The organism is Vibrio sp. 1978 (assembly GCF_033344345.1).
Genome location: NZ_JAWPOP010000008.1, coordinates 84836 through 104876, shown reverse-complemented (window position 1 = coordinate 104876; position 20041 = coordinate 84836). Strand labels below are relative to the sequence as shown.

32 protein-coding genes are annotated in these 20041 nt (G+C 45.2%); 5 read left to right on the top strand and 27 right to left on the bottom strand.

Features of this window, described 5'->3' with window-relative positions:
• Positions 1-6 precede the first annotated feature (6 nt).
• Together cysD and cobA are read right to left on the bottom strand one after the other, a co-directional pair.
• Entirely contained in the window at positions 7-915 is a 909-nt protein-coding gene (cysD, locus tag R8N49_RS10340) for a sulfate adenylyltransferase subunit CysD (protein ID WP_005379592.1), read from the bottom strand.
• A gap of 59 nt (positions 916-974) precedes the next feature.
• The gene (gene cobA, locus R8N49_RS10335) at positions 975-1850 is read right to left on the bottom strand and encodes a uroporphyrinogen-III C-methyltransferase (RefSeq protein WP_031780800.1); all 876 of its coding nucleotides are present in this window, start codon (positions 1848-1850) and stop codon (positions 975-977) included.
• Positions 1851-2125: 275 nt separating this feature from the next.
• Here cobA and cpdB point away from each other — a divergent pair, with 275 nt between their 5' ends.
• Both cpdB and R8N49_RS10325 read left to right on the top strand, forming a co-directional pair.
• Positions 2126-4087: a 2',3'-cyclic-nucleotide 2'-phosphodiesterase gene (gene cpdB / locus R8N49_RS10330; protein WP_213961922.1), complete on the top strand. Its 1962-nt coding sequence runs from the start codon at positions 2126-2128 to the stop codon at positions 4085-4087.
• 97 nt (positions 4088-4184) lie between these two features.
• Positions 4185-4763, top strand: a complete 579-nt coding sequence (locus tag R8N49_RS10325; RefSeq protein WP_213961923.1) for a Crp/Fnr family transcriptional regulator — start codon at positions 4185-4187, stop codon at positions 4761-4763.
• 54 nt (positions 4764-4817) lie between these two features.
• On the opposite strand, the gene dbpA is transcribed toward R8N49_RS10325, so the two are convergent.
• A complete protein-coding gene (dbpA, locus tag R8N49_RS10320) occupies positions 4818-6197 on the bottom strand; it encodes an ATP-dependent RNA helicase DbpA (RefSeq protein WP_318189961.1) in 1380 nt (459 codons plus the stop codon).
• A 142-nt stretch (positions 6198-6339) separates the two neighbouring features.
• On the opposite strand from dbpA, the gene R8N49_RS10315 reads away from it, so the two are divergent.
• A complete protein-coding gene (locus tag R8N49_RS10315) occupies positions 6340-6801 on the top strand; it encodes a GNAT family N-acetyltransferase (protein ID WP_017820295.1) in 462 nt (153 codons plus the stop codon).
• 91 nt (positions 6802-6892) lie between these two features.
• Here R8N49_RS10315 and R8N49_RS10310 read toward each other — a convergent pair whose 3' ends face one another.
• Positions 6893-7489: a LysM-like peptidoglycan-binding domain-containing protein gene (locus R8N49_RS10310; protein ID WP_017820296.1), complete on the bottom strand. Its 597-nt coding sequence runs from the start codon at positions 7487-7489 to the stop codon at positions 6893-6895.
• Positions 7490-7721: 232 nt separating this feature from the next.
• Between R8N49_RS10310 and R8N49_RS10305 the strand changes: the two genes are divergently transcribed.
• Both R8N49_RS10305 and R8N49_RS10300 read left to right on the top strand, forming a co-directional pair.
• Positions 7722-8342 carry an FKBP-type peptidyl-prolyl cis-trans isomerase gene (locus tag R8N49_RS10305; RefSeq protein WP_005383137.1) on the top strand — a complete coding sequence of 207 codons (621 nt, stop codon included), beginning with the start codon at positions 7722-7724 and terminating at the stop codon, positions 8340-8342.
• A gap of 153 nt (positions 8343-8495) precedes the next feature.
• Positions 8496-8975, top strand: a complete 480-nt coding sequence (locus tag R8N49_RS10300) for a DUF2780 domain-containing protein (RefSeq protein WP_017820297.1) — start codon at positions 8496-8498, stop codon at positions 8973-8975.
• A 135-nt stretch (positions 8976-9110) separates the two neighbouring features.
• On the opposite strand, the gene rplQ is transcribed toward R8N49_RS10300, so the two are convergent.
• The 23 genes from rplQ to rpsS form a co-directional block, all read right to left on the bottom strand.
• Positions 9111-9491: a 50S ribosomal protein L17 gene (rplQ, locus tag R8N49_RS10295; RefSeq protein WP_005383141.1), complete on the bottom strand. Its 381-nt coding sequence runs from the start codon at positions 9489-9491 to the stop codon at positions 9111-9113.
• 26 nt (positions 9492-9517) lie between these two features.
• Complete coding sequence (locus R8N49_RS10290) at positions 9518-10510, bottom strand: DNA-directed RNA polymerase subunit alpha (RefSeq protein WP_005383143.1); 993 nt, start codon at positions 10508-10510, stop codon at positions 9518-9520.
• Between the two features lie 24 nt (positions 10511-10534).
• Positions 10535-11155 (bottom strand): 30S ribosomal protein S4, encoded by a 621-nt coding sequence (gene rpsD / locus R8N49_RS10285; RefSeq protein WP_005383146.1) that lies wholly within the window; start codon positions 11153-11155, stop codon positions 10535-10537.
• 27 nt (positions 11156-11182) lie between these two features.
• A complete protein-coding gene (gene rpsK, locus R8N49_RS10280; RefSeq protein ID WP_001118870.1) occupies positions 11183-11572 on the bottom strand; it encodes a 30S ribosomal protein S11 in 390 nt (129 codons plus the stop codon).
• Positions 11573-11590: 18 nt separating this feature from the next.
• A complete protein-coding gene (gene rpsM, locus R8N49_RS10275) occupies positions 11591-11947 on the bottom strand; it encodes a 30S ribosomal protein S13 (protein WP_005383154.1) in 357 nt (118 codons plus the stop codon).
• 149 nt (positions 11948-12096) lie between these two features.
• Positions 12097-12210, bottom strand: a complete 114-nt coding sequence (gene rpmJ / locus R8N49_RS10270) for a 50S ribosomal protein L36 (RefSeq protein ID WP_000868186.1) — start codon at positions 12208-12210, stop codon at positions 12097-12099.
• A gap of 38 nt (positions 12211-12248) precedes the next feature.
• On the bottom strand, positions 12249-13583 hold the full coding sequence (gene secY, locus R8N49_RS10265; protein ID WP_005379562.1) for a preprotein translocase subunit SecY: 1335 nt from the start codon (positions 13581-13583) through the stop codon (positions 12249-12251).
• Positions 13584-13603: 20 nt separating this feature from the next.
• Positions 13604-14038: a 50S ribosomal protein L15 gene (rplO, locus tag R8N49_RS10260; RefSeq protein ID WP_005383155.1), complete on the bottom strand. Its 435-nt coding sequence runs from the start codon at positions 14036-14038 to the stop codon at positions 13604-13606.
• A 5-nt stretch (positions 14039-14043) separates the two neighbouring features.
• The gene (rpmD, locus tag R8N49_RS10255; RefSeq protein WP_005379565.1) at positions 14044-14220 is read right to left on the bottom strand and encodes a 50S ribosomal protein L30; all 177 of its coding nucleotides are present in this window, start codon (positions 14218-14220) and stop codon (positions 14044-14046) included.
• A 7-nt stretch (positions 14221-14227) separates the two neighbouring features.
• Positions 14228-14731, bottom strand: coding sequence for a 30S ribosomal protein S5 (gene rpsE / locus R8N49_RS10250; RefSeq protein ID WP_004745894.1), 504 nt, complete (start codon positions 14729-14731; stop codon positions 14228-14230).
• Positions 14732-14745: 14 nt separating this feature from the next.
• Entirely contained in the window at positions 14746-15099 is a 354-nt protein-coding gene (gene rplR / locus R8N49_RS10245; RefSeq protein WP_005379568.1) for a 50S ribosomal protein L18, read from the bottom strand.
• A gap of 9 nt (positions 15100-15108) precedes the next feature.
• Entirely contained in the window at positions 15109-15642 is a 534-nt protein-coding gene (rplF, locus tag R8N49_RS10240) for a 50S ribosomal protein L6 (protein ID WP_005379570.1), read from the bottom strand.
• A 13-nt stretch (positions 15643-15655) separates the two neighbouring features.
• On the bottom strand, positions 15656-16048 hold the full coding sequence (gene rpsH, locus R8N49_RS10235) for a 30S ribosomal protein S8 (RefSeq protein ID WP_005379572.1): 393 nt from the start codon (positions 16046-16048) through the stop codon (positions 15656-15658).
• 29 nt (positions 16049-16077) lie between these two features.
• The gene (gene rpsN, locus R8N49_RS10230) at positions 16078-16383 is read right to left on the bottom strand and encodes a 30S ribosomal protein S14 (RefSeq protein ID WP_004410442.1); all 306 of its coding nucleotides are present in this window, start codon (positions 16381-16383) and stop codon (positions 16078-16080) included.
• 17 nt (positions 16384-16400) lie between these two features.
• The gene (gene rplE, locus R8N49_RS10225; protein ID WP_005379573.1) at positions 16401-16940 is read right to left on the bottom strand and encodes a 50S ribosomal protein L5; all 540 of its coding nucleotides are present in this window, start codon (positions 16938-16940) and stop codon (positions 16401-16403) included.
• 23 nt (positions 16941-16963) lie between these two features.
• Entirely contained in the window at positions 16964-17281 is a 318-nt protein-coding gene (gene rplX / locus R8N49_RS10220) for a 50S ribosomal protein L24 (protein WP_005379574.1), read from the bottom strand.
• Positions 17282-17294: 13 nt separating this feature from the next.
• Entirely contained in the window at positions 17295-17666 is a 372-nt protein-coding gene (gene rplN / locus R8N49_RS10215) for a 50S ribosomal protein L14 (protein ID WP_004410450.1), read from the bottom strand.
• A 162-nt stretch (positions 17667-17828) separates the two neighbouring features.
• Entirely contained in the window at positions 17829-18083 is a 255-nt protein-coding gene (gene rpsQ / locus R8N49_RS10210; RefSeq protein WP_005379575.1) for a 30S ribosomal protein S17, read from the bottom strand.
• A complete protein-coding gene (gene rpmC / locus R8N49_RS10205) occupies positions 18083-18274 on the bottom strand; it encodes a 50S ribosomal protein L29 (RefSeq protein ID WP_005379576.1) in 192 nt (63 codons plus the stop codon). Before rpmC ends, rpsQ begins: the two co-directional genes overlap by 1 nt.
• Positions 18274-18684, bottom strand: coding sequence for a 50S ribosomal protein L16 (gene rplP, locus R8N49_RS10200; RefSeq protein ID WP_005379577.1), 411 nt, complete (start codon positions 18682-18684; stop codon positions 18274-18276). Before rplP ends, rpmC begins: the two co-directional genes overlap by 1 nt.
• A gap of 11 nt (positions 18685-18695) precedes the next feature.
• Entirely contained in the window at positions 18696-19394 is a 699-nt protein-coding gene (gene rpsC / locus R8N49_RS10195; RefSeq protein WP_005383161.1) for a 30S ribosomal protein S3, read from the bottom strand.
• Positions 19395-19412: 18 nt separating this feature from the next.
• Positions 19413-19745 carry a 50S ribosomal protein L22 gene (rplV, locus tag R8N49_RS10190; RefSeq protein WP_005383164.1) on the bottom strand — a complete coding sequence of 111 codons (333 nt, stop codon included), beginning with the start codon at positions 19743-19745 and terminating at the stop codon, positions 19413-19415.
• A gap of 10 nt (positions 19746-19755) precedes the next feature.
• Positions 19756-20034: a 30S ribosomal protein S19 gene (rpsS, locus tag R8N49_RS10185; protein WP_004394525.1), complete on the bottom strand. Its 279-nt coding sequence runs from the start codon at positions 20032-20034 to the stop codon at positions 19756-19758.
• Positions 20035-20041 lie beyond the last annotated feature (7 nt).

Sequence of the window (20041 nt, the reverse complement as noted above, 5' to 3'; positions counted from 1 at the left end):
GATCCTTTAGAAGTAACCTTGACGTTTCTTAAGCTCCATCGATCCTGACTGATCGTGGTCGATCGCTCGGCCTTGGCGCTCACTCGACGTTGCCACCAGCATCTCTTCGATAATGCCAGTTAAAGTGTTTGCTTCAGACTCGATGGCCCCAGTCAATGGATAACAACCAAGGGTACGGAAGCGCACACTCTTCTCTTCAATCACTTCACCCGGTTGAAGCTCCATACGATCATCATCAACCATGATCAGCATGCCATCGCGTTCAACAACTGGGCGTTTGTCCGCGAGGTAAAGCGGCACGATCTCGATGTTTTCTAAATAGATGTATTGCCAGATATCAAGCTCAGTCCAGTTAGACAGCGGGAATACACGAATGCTCTCACCCTTATTGACCTGGCCGTTGTACGTCTTCCATAGCTCAGGACGTTGGTTTTTAGGATCCCATGTATGGTTCTTATCGCGGAATGAATACACGCGCTCTTTCGCCCGTGATTTCTCTTCGTCGCGGCGCGCACCACCAAAGGCCGCATCAAAACCGTACTTGTTCAGCGCTTGTTTTAAGCCTTGAGTCTTCATGATGTCAGTGTGCTTAGAAGAACCATGAACAAACGGACTACAGCCCATGGCTAGACCTTCTGGATTCTTATGTACCAAAAGCTCAAAACCGTATTTGGCCGCGGTGCGATCACGAAATTCAATCATCTCGCGGAACTTCCAATCGGTGTCAACATGCAGCAATGGAAATGGAATCTTACCTGGGTAAAAAGCTTTACGCGCAAGGTGCAGCATCACTGATGAGTCTTTACCAATCGAATACATCATGACTGGGTTATCAAACTCAGCCGCAACTTCACGGATGATGTGGATACTCTCCGCTTCGAGTTGTTTAAGGTGAGTTAAACGTTGTTGGTCCATGTTTTGTATTTCCTTTTTAAGCTTGAAGGCGCATTACGTCTCTAATCTTTGGTCTGAAATTATATGGAGTTGGCAATAGCACTTTTGTTGAATTCAGTACTAGACAAAAACCAGTCTAACTTTTGAGACAGCCGCACTACCTCTCCGACAACAATCAAAGATGGCGATTGTGCTTCCTTCGATAAATCAGAGAGTTGGGAGAGTTCTCCCGTAAATACTTTTTGTTGAATCTGCGTGCCACGCTCAATAATGGCAATCGGAGTCGACGCTGAACGGCCATGCTTAATGAGTTGATTCTGAATATAGTGTGATTTCATCAGCCCCATGTAGATCACTAAAGTCTGATTCCCACGCGCCAACGTGGACCAATCCATCTCATCACTTTCTTCTTTCAAGTGGCCAGTCACAAAGATGGCCGATTGCGCATAATCACGATGAGTCAGTGGAATACCAGCATAAGCGGTTGCGCCAGCTGCTGCGGTAATGCCAGGGACAACTTGAAAACGAACGCCGGCATCAGCAAGCACTTCTAACTCTTCACCACCACGACCAAATACAAACGGATCCCCACCTTTAATGCGCACTACTTTGTAGCCCTGCTTGGCAAAATCCACCAAAAGCTGATTCGTCTTCTCCTGCGGCACACTGTGATGCCCAGCTCGCTTCCCAACGCACACCAAAATCGTATCGCTTGGAATCAATGCCATGATTTCTTCAGACACCAAGTAGTCGTACAAAACCACGTCAGCTTGCTGCAAGCAGTTCAGTGCTTTCACCGTCAGAAGTTCAGGATCACCTGGTCCTGCACCTACTAAGGCGACTTCACCAGGCTGTAGCGATTGCTTTGCAAAACGAGTAACACCAGCGACTGGGTTGTCAGAAACTAACCGGGGCTTTGGTTTAGGAAAAGAAGTGACTGAATCGTTCGTTGCCATGTGCTTGCTCATCGTCCATTGATATCGTTATGCAAGCATTATGGCGGGGCGTTTATATTACCTGAAATTCTAAAATTTCATTTTTTATTCAAAAATCTGCTAAGAAGTTTTTGTTTGGTCTCATTCAAAAGCGTGAAAAAGTCGGCGGTTAATATGAATAAGGTTCAGTAAACTGATTAATGTTCACAGTTTTCTGTATCTTTATCATCGAGTTGCATCTGTGTTTGATACATTACGCAGTACGATTTCCCCTTATCATTGAATTGGAGCACCAAATGAAAGTGGCAGTTCATCCTATTTCCCTCGCAGTATTAAGTGGCATGCTAACGCTTGCTGGCCCAACAATGGCCGATACCATCAAGCTTCGTATTATCGAAACCACCGACATTCACACCAACGTGATGGATTACGATTACTACAAAGACCAACCATCACAGCAAATCGGTTTAAGTCGCGCAGCGACAATAGTGAAACAAGCTAAGTCCGAGACAGAAAACACGGTACTAGTAGATAACGGTGATTTAATTCAGGGCAGCCCAATGGGCGATTACATGGCGGCAAAGGGGATTAATCCCGGCGACGTGCACCCAGTCTACAAAGCGATGAACCAGCTAGACTACGATGTGGGCAACATTGGCAATCATGAGTTCAACTATGGCTTAGATTTCCTACAAACGACGTTGAAGGGTGCAAACTTCCCTTACATCAATGCAAACGTATTTGATAAACAAACCGGTGAGCATTACTTCAAGCCTTACCTCATCAAAACTCACACATTTAAAGACACAAACGGCGAAGCGCATCAAATAAAAGTGGGTTACATCGGCTTTGTACCACCACAAATTATGGTGTGGGATAAGAAGAACTTAGAAGGCAAAGTCTTTGCTAAAGACATTAAGGAAACAGCAGAGAAACTGATTCCTCAAATGAAGAAAGAAGGCGCAGACGTGATTGTGGCGATTCCACACTCGGGCATTTCTACTGATCCATACAAGCTAGGCGCTGAAAACTCTGTTTACTACCTCACAGAAGTTGAAGGTATTGATGCAATTGCTTTTGGCCACTCTCACGCAGTCTTCCCAGGGAAAGACTTCGCAAACCTACCTGGTGTTGATATAGATAAAGGGACCATCAATGGTGTAACGTCCGTGATGCCGGGTCGCTGGGGAAGTCACGTAGGTGTGATGGATTTGATGCTGAAAGAGAAAGACGGCAGATGGCAAGTCGTCGAAGGCCAAGCAGAAGCACGCCCTATCTTCGATAAAGTAAATAAGAAGTCATTAGCTAAAGCCGATGAAGATATTGTGAAAGCGTTAGAAGATGATCACAAAGGCACTCGTGAATTTGTAAACCAACCAATCGGCAAAGCAAATGATGTCATGTACAGCTTCTTGGCATTAGTGCAGGACGACCCCACCATTCAAATCGTTAACCTTGCTCAGAAAGACTACGTAGAACGCTTTATTCAAGGCGACCCAGACCTTTCTGACATTCCAGTACTGAGTGCGGCAGCACCATTTAAAGTCGGCGGTCGTAAGAACGATCCGAATAACTTTACAGAAGTAGAATCCGGTCAGCTCACCTTCCGTAATGCGGCCGATCTTTACTTATACCCAAACACCTTGGTTGCGATGAAAGTGAAAGGTAAAGAAGTTCGCGAATGGCTAGAGTGCAGTGCGGGTCAATTCAACCACATCGACATCAACAATCCTAAACCGCAATCTTTGATTGATTGGGATAATTTCCGTACGTACAACTTCGATGTTATTGATGGGGTTAACTACCAAATCGACGTTACCCAACCGCCGAAGTACGATGCGGATTGTAAAGTGATTAATCCAGATTCTCAGCGCATTGTGAATCTGACGTTCAATGGTAAGCCTGTCAATCCGAAGCAAGATTTCATCATCGCAACCAATAACTACCGTGCATATAGCAATACTTTCCCTGGTACAGGCCCAGATTTCATTGCGTTTGACGCACCAGATGAAAACCGCTCTGTCGTCGCCACTTATATTTCTCGCGTGAGTGAAGAAAAAGGAGAAGTGACACCAAGCGCTGACAACAACTGGTCTTTCGCACCGATTAAGTCCGATAACAAGCTAGATATTCGTTTCGAAACCTCCCCTAGCGATAAAGCGGCGCAGTTCATCAAAGAGAAAGGACAATACCCAATGAAACGCGTGTCAACAGACGACATTGGTTTCGCAATTTATCAAATCGGTCTGAATAAATAAGGTTGATTTGACAACAACACTAAGCGGCTCTCATGAGCCGCTTTTTTGTTATCAATAAAACCCGTTAAAATAAAGAAAACCGTTTCCGAGTTATCACATGCACAGCGATCTTTTTTCAGACTTAGTCAAACATGGCTTTTTAGAGACAGAAGCAAACCAACTTATTGAAAATGGTGAGTTGCTCGAACTGCCTACACGCCACATTCTTAATCACCAAGGGGAGTTGAGCTCACACCTTTACTTCATCATTGAGGGGTTATGCCACGCAAGCTATCTCACGGAGCACGGCAAAGAATTCAGTAAAGAATTTTATTGGGAGAAGGACTGGGTTATCGGGTTTGAGAGCATAATAAAGGACCAACCTTCGCCTTACTTATTGGAAACGCTGAGCGCTTGTCAGCTATTTTGCTTGCCAATTGAAATGTTGCATCACTGGCGAGCAGAAAAGCACGCCATTTACTTAAAGCTACTCGAAAACCAACTGGTTAATAAAGAGAATAAAGAACGCTTTATGTTGCTCTACTCTCCAGAAGAACGATATCAATTATTTTGCGCTCATTACCCAGATTTAAAGCAACGTATTACCGATAGTCAAATTGCGGCCTACCTCGGCATTACGCCAATCAGTTTGAGCCGAATCAAAGCGCGCTTAACCAAAGATCACACTCTCAAATAAACTCAAAAAAGAAAAAAGCTCTTCAAACGAAGAGCTTTTTCTATGCTATTTGAGCTATTTAAGAATTCGCGCCCGGAACTGGCGCCCTTTCATCTTGCCGTTACTAATGGTTTGTAGAGCCTTTTTAGCCACAGACTTTTCGACGGCAACATAAGCGCGCACAGGGAACAAATGGATCTTTCCGACTTGAGAGCCTGGAATACCATTTTTTCCTGTCAGACAACCTAAAATATCACCCGGTCGTACTTTCTGTTTCTTACCGCCATCAATGTTAATCGTCACCATTTTCGCTTGGTATGGCTGCTGATTTGATTTGGCAGGCAATGTTGCTGGTACCACGTCCATCTCTAGGTATTCTTCAATACGAGCTACACGTAAACCGTCTTTCTCACCAAAAAAGCTGAACGCTAAACCTTTACTACCCGCACGACCTGTACGACCAATACGGTGCACATGAACCTCAGGATCGCGCGATAGCTCAAAGTTAAAGACAGCGTCAAGATTATCAACGTCCAAACCACGCGCCGCAACGTCTGTTGCAACAAGGATAGACACACTCTTGTTAGCAAACTGCACCAATGCTTGGTCGCGTTCACGCTGCTCTAAGTCCCCATGGATATCGATAACGCTGAATCCTTTGTGATGCAACTCATCTGCGACACTTTGAACTTCTTTTTTGGTATTACAAAAAACCACCGCGGACTCTGGTTGGTGAGTCAGCAGCAAATTCGCCAACGCTTCATCACGTGCTTCCGAGCCTTCAACTTTATAGAAGTACTGCGCAATGCTTGAGGTATCATGCGTCGATTCCACCTTAATCACTTCCGGTGTCTGCATTATACGCTGCGCAATTTGCTCAATTTTTTCTGGAAAAGTAGCACTGAAAAGTAGAGTTTGACGCTGCTTTGGCGCTGCATCGATGATTGCATCTAATGCGTCTTGGAAACCCATGTCCAACATGCGATCAGCTTCATCTAGCACCAAGGTATTCAGTTCGCTAAGATCAATTCGGTCTTTTTCAAGGTGATCCAAAATACGACCAGGAGTACCAACTAGGATATGCGCACCATGCTCCAGCGAACCAATTTGTGGCCCCATAGGCATCCCACCGCAGAGAGTAAGCACTTTAATATTATGAATGCCGCGACCTAAAGTACGAATTTCCTTCGCTACTTGGTCTGCAAGCTCACGCGTTGGACACAATACTAATGACTGGACACGAAAGCGTTTGACGTTGAGGTTCGATAAAACCCCTAAACCAAATGCAGCGGTTTTACCTGAGCCCGTTTTACCCTGCCCGATGACATCACGATGTTTTAGGATTGCAGGCAAGCTCAAAGCTTGAATTGGCGTCATGTGGGTATAGTTCAGGGAATCAAGTGTGGCAAGTAACGCTGGGTTAAGCCCTACTTGATCGAATGTTTGTTTGCTCACGGGGATATCCTCAGGTGAGATGGAAAGAGGGCACATTATCACCAGATTTGGTGGGAAAACCAGTGCTAATTAACCTTTGTTAATGAGTATGAGCTCAAAACAAAGTAAAGTCAGTCACTCTATTCTCATTACGGATGACAACATGCTCACTTGGATTACTTTGCCCTTTGCTCAGCTAACAACCACACAGCTGTATGAAATGATGAAATTGCGTGTGGATGTATTCGTTGTTGAACAAACCTGCCCTTATCCTGAACTTGATGGTAAGGACACACTCGAAGGCGTTTATCATCTAATAGGCTATCACGGTGATGAACTGGTTGCTTGCGCACGATTACTGCCCGCAGGCACTACGTATGACAATGTGAGTATTGGTCGAGTGGTGACAAAGCAGACCGCGCGAGGCGGTGGCTTAGGTCATAAGTTATTGGACAAGGCATTGGCACAATGCGAAACATTATGGCCAGGGCAGACAATAGATATAGGTGCTCAAGAACACCTTATCCAGTTTTATGCAAGTCATGGATTCAAGGTTATCTCAGAGTGCTACCTTGAAGATGGTATCCCTCATGTGGATATGCGGAAAGAATCCGTAGCGCTATAAGTTTCAATTCGATTGGTTACTATGAAAACTAATCGAATTAAAAAACTAACTAAAAAGACGCGATATATTCGCGTCTTTTCATTTGAAGCGTTTACTTGTTACGCCCAAAGGTCCCATCCGACAAACGGAAAAACATAACGGACCGCCCGCTTTTTTCCAGCTGTAGCATATCTAACTCGCCTTCGTCACTAAGCTTAAAGCGAATCAACTGTCCCTGCTTTATTTGGCTTAGCGGCTTATCACTGCCTTCTATTTTGACCAGAGCGCTAAGATCCGCCATAGAGAGCTGATTACTTCTGAAAACCTGCGCTAATGTATCACCATTTTTAACCGTGTACTCTTTCCAGTCTTCAGATTTCGGTCCAGAGTTCTGAGAGGTTCTCTGCTGGCTTAAACTCTGCGCGTTCAGCTCAATCGCTACGCGTTGATGATCGACCTCAGTCTGCTCAACTGGTTGATCTGTTTTATTTGGCAAAGGAATAACAAGGAGTACCAGAATCAATGGCACTAAGACCATCAAAGCACGCTGATGAAATTTAGGCAGACGCAACCAAAACTGCTTAACAGGCTGTATACGCTCCAACCATTGCTCTTTGTTGAACGGCTGCTTCCAGTCGATAGCAGCGAATTTTTGTTTAACCAATTCGACATAGTCGACTTGCTGCTTTTTCTTTCTGCGACGATTCATTGTAATGAGTCCCTTAATACTTCTACGGTCAGTATAAAAATACCGACGCGGAGAGTATATGTTTTTCACCAAACTAAAATGGAATTGGGATTAAATTAGCAGAAATTTCACTTGGAGTAAGAGATAAGTCACAACCTGGCCGCCTCAATTAAGCATTCAGTCGCAATCATTTAAACCTAAGCTCGAAACTGATATCCTGTTACCTTTATCACTCCTAATAAGAGCGACATTCATGTCTGAAATTAAATTTGAAACTGCAGAACAAAAAGCAAGCTACGGCATTGGTCTGCAAATGGGTCAGCAACTTGCAGGCTCTGGTCTTGAAGGTCTTAGCGTTGATGCTATCGCAGCGGGTATTGCAACAGCACTAACTGGTGACATGCCATCAATCGAAATTGATGAAATCAACAAAGCACTACAAGAACTTCACACTCGTGCAGAAACAGCTCGCCAAGAAGCAGCAAAAATTGCGGCAGCAGAAGGCGAAGCGTTCCTAAAAGACAACGCTCTACGACCTGAAGTTAACGTTCTAGACTCTGGTCTTCAGTACGAAATCATTTCTGAAGGTACTGGTGCAGTTCCTACAGCAGAAAGCTCAGTTCGCGTTCACTACCACGGTGAGCTAACTGACGGTACTGTATTCGATAGCTCTGTATCTCGCGGTCAACCTGCTGAATTCCCTGTTACAGGTGTAATCAAAGGTTGGGTAGAGGCACTACAACTAATGCCTGTTGGCTCTAAGTGGAAGCTATACGTACCACAAGATCTTGCGTACGGTGAGCGTGGCGCTGGTGCGGCTATCCCTCCATTTGCAGCTTTAGTTTTCGAAGTAGAACTATTAGATATTATCTAATTGAAACCATTTTCAATTATGATTAAATAAAACGGCGCACTAGCGCCGTTTTTTTGTCTAAACTGAATAAACTTTCTCACCTCTGAACCTTTCACTCTGATAGCCTTTAAAAATAAAATCACTTTTAAAAAACGCTCAACCTTTGGAGGTACTATGCGTAAAACACTCCTAACTCTAGCACTCCTATCAATCAACATTGGTAGTGCGCACGCATTCTTAGATTCAGTCACTCAAAAAAGTAAAGAAAGTGGCCTGATGGACATGGTCGGCAGCAGCTTGAACACCGAGTCATCTCCATTAACAGACATGCTAACTAGCCAATTACCAGTATCCACTGAGCAAGCAGCCGGAGGCAGTGGTGCGCTACTCGCTTTGGCTCAAAGCCAGCTTTCGCAAGAAAATAGTAGTGAATTACAGTCTTTGATTCCTGGACTTTCAAACTTGCAAGGGGCACAAAGCTTACTAGGAAATATTGAGAATATCAGTGCAGTAAAAAGTGCATTCGATACGTTAGGTTTAGACCCATCTATGATCAGTCAGTTTGCTCCAGTAATCTTGGATTACTTGAACAAGCAAGGCGCTAGCGAAGGGCTTCTAAGTTCGTTGGGCGGGTTGTGGAATACTAGTAAATAAGCGCAAGTGATAATCACTTTTTAAATTGCCAGTCTGCATGGGTTGAAATAAATGCAGGCTGGATATAAAGGTTTACTGAATTACAGATACAAAAAAGCCGAGCTAATGCTCGGCTTTCTCGTTCTTACGAACTGATTACTCAGCAGCTTCTTCAGCAGCTGGGCGATCTACAAGCTCAATGTAAGCCATTGGAGCTTTATCACCAGCACGGAAGCCAGCTTTTAGGATACGAGTGTAACCGCCCTGACGAGCAGCAAAACGTGGACCTAGTTCGTTAAATAGTTTTGCAACTACTTCGTTGTCACGAGTACGTGCAAATGCTAGACGACGGTTAGCAACACTGTCAGTCTTAGCTAGTGTAATCAAAGGCTCAACTACGCGACGTAGCTCTTTTGCTTTTGGCAAAGTAGTCTTGATAACTTCATGACGTACTAGAGAGCTAGCCATGTTGCTGAACATCGCTTTGCGATGTGAGCTGTTGCGGTTGAGTTGACGACCACTCTTACGATGGCGCATGACCTAATCCTTCTAACTAGTATCGATTAATCTTCAGCGATTGATGCAGGTGGCCAGTTTTCTAGGCGCATGCCCAGAGACAGACCACGTGACGCAAGTACGTCTTTAATCTCAGTAAGAGATTTTTTACCAAGGTTAGGCGTTTTAAGTAGCTCAACCTCAGTACGTTGTACTAGATCACCGATGTAGTGAATCGCTTCTGCTTTCAGACAGTTAGCAGAGCGAACTGTTAGTTCAAGATCGTCTACAGGACGCAGTAGGATCGGATCGAATTCTGGCTTCTCTTCCTTCTCCTCAGGAACTCGTACATCACGAAGATCTACGAATGCATCCAATTGTTCAGCTAGGATTGTAGCTGCACGACGGATTGCTTCCTCAGGTTCTAGAGTACCGTTTGTTTCCATATCGATAACAAGCTTGTCTAGATCAGTACGCTGTTCTACACGAGCTGCTTCTACAGCGTAGGCAATTTTGTCTACTGGGCTGTAAGTAGCATCTACTAGTAGGCGACCGATAGGACGCTCGTCTTCTTCGTTATGGATACGCGCAGAAGCTGGAACATAACCACGACCACGTTCAACTTTGATACGCATTGCGATCTCAGCGTTGTCATCCGTTAGGTGACAAATTACGTGTTCAGGGTTAGCGATCTCTACATCACCATCATGGGTGATGTCACCTGCAACCACAGGGCCCGAGCCTGATTTGTTCAAAGTAATGAACACTTCATCTTTGCCTTCGGCAACGCGCACAGCCAAACCTTTAAGGTTTAGAAGAATTTCAAGAATATCTTCTTGAACGCCTTCTTTCGTGCTGTACTCATGAAGTACGCCTTCAATTTCTACTTCTGTTACAGCACAACCTGGCATAGAAGATAGAAGGATGCGGCGAAGTGCATTACCCAGAGTATGACCAAAGCCACGCTCTAATGGCTCAAGAGTTACTTTTGCGTGAGTCGAGCTGATTTGTTCGATGTCAACTAGACGTGGCTTAAGAAATTCTGTTACAGAACCCTGCATTGTGTCCTCTCTTTAGTTTAAACCTTACTTAGAGTAAAGCTCGACGATCAATTGTTCGTTGATGTCAGCTGATAGATCAGAACGCTCAGGCATACGCTTGAATGTACCTTCCATCTTGCCACCATCTACTTCAATCCAAGTTGGTTTTTCACGTTGTTCAGCAACTTCTAGAGCTGCTTTGATACGAGCTTGCTGTTTAGCTTTCTCGCGAATAGAAACAACGTCATTAGCCGCTACTTTGAAAGAAGGAACGTTTACAACTTTACCGTTTACTAGGATAGCTTTGTGGCTAACTAGCTGACGTGCTTCTGCGCGAGTTGCGCCAAAGCCCATGCGGTAAACTACGTTATCAAGACGACCTTCAAGAAGCTGAAGTAGGTTTTCACCAGTGTTGCCTTTTAGGCGAGCAGCTTCTTTGTAGTAGTTACGGAATTGCTTTTCTAGAACGCCGTACATACGACGTACTTTTTGCTTCTCACGAAGCTGAACGCCATACTCAGATAGACGACCGCGACGAGCGCCGTGTACACCTGGTGCGTTATCAATTTTACACTTGGTATCGATCGCGCGAACACCAGACTTAAGGAATAAGTCAGTGCCTTCACGACGGCTAAGCTTCAGCTTAGGACCCAAATATCTTGCCATGATTCTTCTCCAATTGTCCTAGAAACGTTATACGCGACGTTTCTTAGGTGGACGACAACCGTTATGAGGGATTGGTGTAGCATCAACGATGTTTGTGATGCGGAAACCAGCGGCGTTTAGTGCACGAACAGTAGATTCGCGACCTGGACCAGGACCCTTAACCATAACTTCCAAGTTCTTTAGGCCGTATTCTTTAGCCATTTCAGCACAACGCTCAGCAGCAACCTGTGCAGCGAACGGAGTAGACTTACGAGAACCACGGAAACCAGAACCACCTGCAGTAGCCCATGCAAGAGCGTTACCTTGACGGTCAGTAATGGTTACGATTGTGTTATTGAAAGAAGCATGGATGTGCGCAACGCCATCTGCAACTTGCTTGCGTACGCGCTTACGAGCGCGAGTTGGTTGTTTAGCCATTGTACTCTACCTTCCCGATTATTTCTTGATCGGCTTACGCGGACCCTTACGGGTGCGAGCGTTGGTTTTAGTACGCTGTCCACGTAGTGGTAGACTGCGACGATGACGAAGACCACGGTAACAGCCAAGGTCCATAAGACGCTTGATGTTCATAGATACTTCACGACGTAGATCACCTTCTACAGTGTACTTAGCTACACCATCACGCAGTTGATCGATCTGCTCTTCAGTTAGTTCACTGATCTTAACATTTTCAGCAATACCCACTTCAGCTAGGATAGCTTGAGAGCGAGTCTTACCGATGCCGTAGATCGCTGTTAGAGCGATTACTGCATGTTTCTGATCAGGAATGTTAATGCCTGCTATACGGGCCATTATTCACTCCTAAGTGTTTCTATAAAAGAATTAGCCGCAGCAAAGCCCGTTATGGATACGCTGCGGAATACTACTTCTTTTGCACGCAAAAGGTAGGCCGAGGAATATACTCGACCCAACCTTCATTTTCAAGTAAAAATTTCTGCTAATTAGCCTTGGCGCTGTTTGTGCTTTGGCTCACTGCAAATCACGCGAACGACACCGTTACGCTTGATTACTTTACAGTTACGGCAGATTTTTTTAACGGAAGCACGAACTTTCATTGCTAAACTCCGTAAATGAAACTGAGTCTACCGCCGGATTAACGGCCGTAGCCTTTCAGATTCGCTTTCTTCAACACAGAATCATACTGTTGAGACATCAGATGAGTCTGTACCTGTGCCATAAAGTCCATAATTACAACAACTACGATTAGTAGCGATGTACCGCCGAAGTAGAAACGTACGTTCCACGCGACCATCATGAACTCGGGAATCAGACAGATAAAGGTAATGTACAGTGCACCAGCAAGGGTTAAACGTGTCATTACTTTATCAATGTATTTCGCTGTCTGCTCACCTGGGCGGATACCGGGTACGAATGCACCAGACTTCTTCAAGTTATCTGCTGTTTCACGCGGGTTGAAAACCAACGCCGTGTAGAAGAAACAGAAGAAGATAATTGCTGCTGCATAAAGCATTACATACAACGGTTGACCTGGGCTAAGAGCCAAAGACACGTCAGTTAACCAACCGAACGCGCTGCTCTCACCGTTTTGACCAAACCACTGAGCCAATGTTCCTGGGAACAAGATAATACTTGATGCAAAAATCGCTGGAATTACACCTGCCATGTTAATTTTAAGAGGCAAATGCGAGCTTTGCGCAGCAAATACTTTACGACCTTGTTGACGTTTCGCATAGTTAACGACGATTCGGCGTTGACCACGTTCCATGAAAACAACGAAGTAAATTACTGCAAAAGCTAATACCGCGATTAGCAACAGAAGAAGTACATGCAATTCACCTTGACGCGCTTGCTCGATTGTTTGACCGATTGCAGAAGGCAATCCAGCAACAATACCTGCAAAAATCAGTATCGAAATACCGTTACCAATTCCGCGCTCTGTAATTTGTTCACCTAACCACATCAAGAACATGGTACCGGTTACTAAACTTACGGTAGCAATTAGCGTAAACATGGTTTGGTTGATAACAACCAGATTGTCGACCATGTTTGGTAGGCCAGTTGCAATACCTATAGCTTGGAAGGTTGCAAGTACAAGCGTGCCGTAGCGTGTGTATTGGCTTATCTTACGACGGCCTGCTTCACCCTCTTTTTTGAGTTCAGCTAACGCTGGATGAACTACAGTTAGCAATTGGACAACAATAGATGCCGAAATATACGGCATGATGCCCAATGCTAATATAGATGCACGCTCAAGAGCACCACCGGAGAACATGTTAAACATTTCAACGATGGTACCTTTTTGCTGTTCGAACAAATCGGCAAGTACAGCAGCGTCAATACCAGGAATCGGCACAAAAGAGCCGGCTCGGAATACTAAAAGTGCACCAATTACGAATAACAAGCGCGACTTTAGTTCACTTAAGCCGCTCTGAGCACTACGAAAATCTTGTCCTGGTTTCTTAGCCATCTGTACCTCGTTCCTCGAGATTATTCCTCGATTTTACCGCCTGCAGCTTCGATTGCAGCTTTAGCGCCTTTAGTCACACGTAGACCTTTAACAGTCACTGCTTTGTTGATTTCACCAGAAAGAACAACTTTTACAAATTCGATGTTCTTAGTGATGATGTTAGCAGCTTTAAGACTGTTTAGATCAACTACGTCACCAGAAACTTTCGCTAGCTCAGCTAGACGAACTTCAGCAGACACTAGGCTCTTACGAGAAGTGAAACCGAATTTTGGTAGACGTTGTTTCAGAGGCATCTGACCGCCTTCGAAACCTGGACGAACACTGCCGCCAGAACGTGATTTTTGACCTTTGTGACCACGGCCACCAGTTTTACCTAGGCCTGAACCGATACCACGACCTACTCGCTTCGCAGAAGTTTTCGCGCCAGCAGCCGGTGCTAGAGTATTCAAACGCATTCTGATTACTCCTCAACTTTAACCATGTAGTAAACCTTGTTGATCATACCGCGAATACACGGAGTATCTTCAAGTTCTACTGTGTGGTTGATTTTACGAAGACCTAGACCGCGCAAAGTAGCTTTGTGCTTTGGCAGACGACCAATTGAGCTTTTAGTTTGAGTTACTTTAATAGTTGCCATGGTGTTCTTACTCCGAAATAGATTCAACAGTTAGACCACGTTTAGCAGCAACCATTTCTGGTGACTTCATGCTACCTAGTGCATCGATCGTTGCACGAACGATGTTGATAGGGTTCGTAGAACCGTACGCTTTAGATAGTACGTTGTGTACACCAGCAACTTCTAGTACTGCACGCATCGCACCACCTGCGATAACACCAGTACCTTCTGCAGCAGGCTGCATGTAAACTTTAGAGCCCGAATGGCGACCTTTCACTGGGTGGTGAAGAGTGCCTTCGTTTAGAGCGATCGTAGTCATGTTACGACGCGCTTTTTCCATTGCTTTTTGAATCGCTGCAGGTACTTCACGAGCTTTGCCGTAACCGAAACCTACACGACCGTTACCGTCACCAACTACTGTTAGTGCAGTGAAGCTCATGATTCGACCACCTTTAACCGTTTTAGAAACACGGTTAACTGCGATTAGCTTTTCTTGCAAATCATTCGCTTGAACTTGTTGTTCTTTAGCCATCTTCCAACCCTACCTTAGAATTTCAGACCAGCTTCGCGAGCAGATTCTGCTAGCGCCGCTACTCGACCGTGGTATTGGAAACCAGAACGATCAAATGCAACTGCAGTTACGCCCTTCTCTAGAGCGCGCTCAGCAATAGCTTTACCCACTGCTTTAGCTGCATCAACGTTACCAGTGTATTTCACTTGCTCACGGATCGCTTTTTCTACAGTAGAAGCTGCTGCGATAACCTCAGAGCCGTTAGCCGCGATAACCTGTGCGTACACGTGACGAGGAGTACGGTGTACAACTAGGCGAGTCGCACCCAGTTCTGCAATCTTACGACGTGCACGTGTAGCACGACGGATGCGAGATGCTTTCTTATCCATAGTGTTACCTTACTTCTTCTTAGCTTCTTTAGTACGCACATTTTCATCTGCGTAACGAACACCTTTGCCTTTGTATGGCTCAGGCTCACGGTAAGAACGAATGTCAGCCGCAACTTGACCAACTAGTTGCTTGTCAGCACCAGTGATCACGATTTCAGTTTGGCTTGGACATTCAGCTTTAATACCCGCTGGCAACTCGTGCTCAACTGGGTGTGAGAAGCCTAGTGTTAGACCTACAGCGTTGCCTTTGATAGCAGCACGGTAACCTACACCTTTAAGAGTTAGCTTCTTAGTAAAGCCTTCAGTAACACCAACAACCATGTTGTTAACTAGAGCGCGAGCAGTACCTGCTTGAGCCCATGCGTTAGCAACACCTTCTTTAGGACCGAAAGTCAGGTTATTTTCTTCCTGAGCGATTACAACTGCGTTGTTAAGAACGCGAGTTAGTTCGCCTTTCGCACCTTTTACAGTGATTTCTTGGCCGTTTAGTTTCACCTCTACGCCAGCTGGAATAGCGACAGGTGCTTTTGCAACACGAGACATAGTCTACTCCTTATTAAGCTACGTAAGCGATGATTTCACCACCAAGACCTGCTTTACGTGCAGCGCGGTCTGACATAAGACCCTTGGAAGTAGAAACGATAGCAATACCAAGACCACCCATTACAGAAGGAAGTTCATCTTTCTTCTTGTAAACACGTAGACCTGGACGAGAAACACGTTTAAGTTGCTCGATTACTGGTTTAGCTTGGAAGTACTTAAGTGTAACTTCTAGCTCAGGTTTTGCTTCGCCTTCAACAGCGAAGTCAACGATGTAACCTTCAGCTTTTAGTAGTGCAGCAATTGCAACTTTAAGCTTTGAAGAAGGCATTTTTACAGCAACTTTGTTTGCTGCCTGACCGTTACGAACACGGGTCAGCATATCCGAAATCGGATCTTGCATGCTCATATGATTTACTCCAAATGATTAAGTGGCAATTACCAGCTAGCCTTACGAAGACCCGGAATCTCGCCTTTCATGCAAGCTTCACGAACCTTAATACGGCTTAGACCGAACTTACGTAGGTAACCGTGTGGACGACCAGTTTGGTTGCAACGGTTGCGCTGACGTGATGCACTTGAATCACGTGGAAGAGATTGCAGTGTAAGAACCGCGTTCCAACGATCTTCTTCAGATGCGTTTACATCGCTGATGATAGCTTTTAGCGCAGCACGCTTTTCAGCGAACTTAGCTACTAGCTTCGCACGTTTTGCTTCACGTGCTTTCATTGAATTTTTAGCCATAACAGTAACCCTTCACCTTACTTACGGAATGGGAAGTTAAAGGCAGCCAGCAGAGCACGGCCTTCCTCATCAGTACCAGCAGACGTCGTAATAGTGATGTCTAGACCGCGTACTCGATCAACTTTATCAAAGTCGATTTCCGGGAAGATGATTTGCTCGCGAACGCCCATGCTGTAGTTACCGCGACCGTCAAAAGACTTAGCGCTAACACCACGGAAGTCACGTACACGTGGAAGAGCGATGTTAATTAAACGCTCAAGAAAATCCCACATACGTTCGCCACGCAAGGTTACTTTACAACCGATAGGGTAGCCTTCACGGATTTTGAAACCTGCAACAGATTTGCGCGCTTTTGTGATAAGTGGCTTTTGACCAGAGATCGTTGCCATATCAGACGCTGCATTTTCTAGCAGTTTCTTATCGTTGATTGCTTCACCAACACCCATGTTTAGGGTGATTTTCTCGATTCTAGGGACTTGCATGACGCTTGTGTAACCGAACTGTTTGGTCAGTTCAGCGACTACAGACGACTTGTAGTAATCATGCAGTTTCGCCATAGTAGAACTCCAAATTACTTCTATTAGTTAGAAACGGTTTCGCCGTTAGACTTGAAGAAACGAACTTTTTTGCCGTCTTCAAAACGGAAACCGATACGGTCAGCTTTACCAGTAGCTGCGTTAAAGATAGCCACGTTAGAAACGTCGATAGCTGCTTCTTGCTCTACGATACCGCCTTGGATACCCATAGCTGGAACAGGTTTCTGATGTTTCTTAACTAGGTTGATACCTTCAACGATAACTTTACCAGTTGCTAGAACCTTAGTTACTTTACCTTTCTTGCCTTTGTCTTTACCAGCAAGAACGATTACTTCGTCATTACGACGGATTTTAGCTGCCATTTCTACGTGCTCCTTACAGAACTTCTGGAGCCAGTGAAACGATCTTCATGAACTTATCGCCACGAAGTTCGCGTGTCACAGGACCAAAGATACGTGTACCGATTGGTTGCTCAGTATTGTCGTTTAGCAATACGCAAGCATTTCGGTCGAAGCGAATGACAGAACCGTCAGGACGACGTACGCCTTTACGGGTGCGCACTACCACCGCCTTCAGAACATCACCTTTTTTAACTTTACCGCGAGGGATTGCTTCCTTCACAGTAACTTTGATGACGTCACCGATATGTGCATAACGGCGGTGAGAGCCACCCAGAACCTTAATACACATTACGCTGCGTGCGCCTGAGTTATCAGCTGCGTCCAGCATACTTTGCATTTGGATCATGTTAGTGCTCCGCTAAATATTAATAACTAGACCCATCACGGGTCGGGCTGCCTCTTTAAAAGGGACGCGAATTGTACCACCCTTTTTTGTGATTGGGTAGTCAAAAAATAAACGGCTCCAAAAATATTTTGGAGCCGCTTTAGTTTCATAGAATTAACGAGATTAAATCTTCGCCTTTTCTAGAACTTTTACCAAAGTCCAAGACTTAGTCTTAGACAGTGGACGACACTCTGCGATTTCAACTGTGTCGCCTAGGCCACACTCGTTGTTCTCGTCATGTGCGTGTACTTTAGTCGTACGTTTTACGTATTTACCGTAGATTGGGTGTTTTACGAAACGTTCGATAGCAACAGTGATAGACTTGTCCATCTTGTCGCTAACAACACGACCTTGTTGAGTACGTTTTACTTCGCTCATTATGCGCCTGCCTTCTCAGTCAAAACAGTTTTCACACGTGCGATATCACGGCGTACAGCTTTCAGAGTATGAGTTTGCTGTAGTTGACCAGTCGCAGCTTGCATGCGCAAGTTGAACTGTTCGCGTAGCAAATTCATTAGCTCAGCGTTAAGCTCTTCAACGCTTTTCTCGCGTAGATCTTGTGCTTTCATCACATCACCTGCTTAGTTACAAATGTAGTTTTGAAAGGCAGTTTACGTGCCGCAAGACGGAACGCTTCACGTGCCAATTCTTCAGGTACACCACCCATTTCGTACATAACCTTACCAGGTTGGATTTGGGCTACCCAGTACTCAACGTTACCTTTACCCTTACCTTGACGAACTTCAAGTGGTTTTTCTGTGATTGGTTTGTCTGGGAACACACGGATCCAGATTTTACCTTGACGCTTAACGTGACGTGTCATTGCACGACGTGCCGCTTCGATTTGACGAGCAGTTAGACGACCACGGCCAACAGCTTTAAGACCGAATTCGCCGAAGCTTACATCAGTACCTTTAGCTAGACCACGGTTACGACCAGTCTGAACCTTACGGAACTTAGTACGTTTAGGTTGTAGCATCTGTCGACTCCTTACTTACGGCCTTTACGCTGCTTCTTAGGCTTGTCGCCTTTAGGCTCTACAGCGTTAGCTGCTGGCATACCACCTAGGATTTCACCTTTGAAGATCCAAGTTTTAATGCCGATCACACCGTATTGAGTGTGAGCCGAAGAAGTTGCGTAATCAATGTCAGCACGTAGAGTGTGTAGAGGCACACGGCCTTCACGGTACCACTCTGAACGTGCGATTTCAGCGCCGCCTAGACGACCGCTTACTTCCACTTTGATACCTTTAGCGCCTAGGCGCATTGCGTTTTGTACTGCGCGCTTCATAGCACGACGGAACATAACACGACGCTCTAGCTGAGACGCGATGCTATCACCAACAAGTTGCGCATCTAGTTCAGGCTTACGTACTTCAGCGATGTTAATTTGCGCTGGTACACCTGCAATTTTAGCTACAGCTGCGCGTAGCTTCTCAACGTCTTCACCTTTCTTACCGATAACAACGCCTGGACGAGCAGTGTGAATAGTCACACGGATGCTCTTAGCAGGACGCTCGATAACGATACGTGATAGAGACGCTTTTTTCAGTTCACTTGTAAGGAACTGACGTACCTTGAAGTCGCCGTCTAGGTTGTCAGCGAAATCTTTGGTGTTAGCAAACCATGTAGCATTCCAAGGCTTAACGATGCCTAGACGAATACCATTTGGATGTACTTTTTGACCCATTGCTTACTCTCCTAGTCTCTAGCGATCTGCTACAACAACAGTGATGTGGCTTGAACGCTTCAAGATACGATCCGCACGACCTTTAGCACGAGGCATAATACGCTTCATGGTTGGGCCTTCATCTACAAAGATTTTTGCGACATTCAGATCGTCAATATCTGCACCTTCGTTGTGCTCCGCGTTAGCGATAGCAGACTCTAGAACTTTCTTAACTAGTGCAGCAGCTTTTTTGTTGCTGAACGTTAGGATTTCTAGAGCTTGGTCAACAGATTTACCACGGATTAGATCCGCAACTAAGCGAGCTTTCTGAGGCGAAATGCGAGCAAAGTTATGTTTAGCAATTGCTTCCATTATCTACTCCTTAGCGCTTCTTAGCTTTCTTATCCGCAGCGTGACCGCGGTAAGTGCGTGTTGGTGCGAATTCACCCAGTTTGTGACCGATCATTTCATCAGTTACAAATACTGGTACGTGCTGACGACCATTATGGACAGCGATGGTCAAACCGATCATCGTAGGGATGATCATTGAACGACGGGACCAAGTCTTAATAGGCTTTTTGTCTCCGCTTTCCACCGCTTTCTCTACCTTCTTCAGCAAGTGTAGGTCAATAAAAGGACCTTTCTTGAGAGAACGTGGCATGGCGATT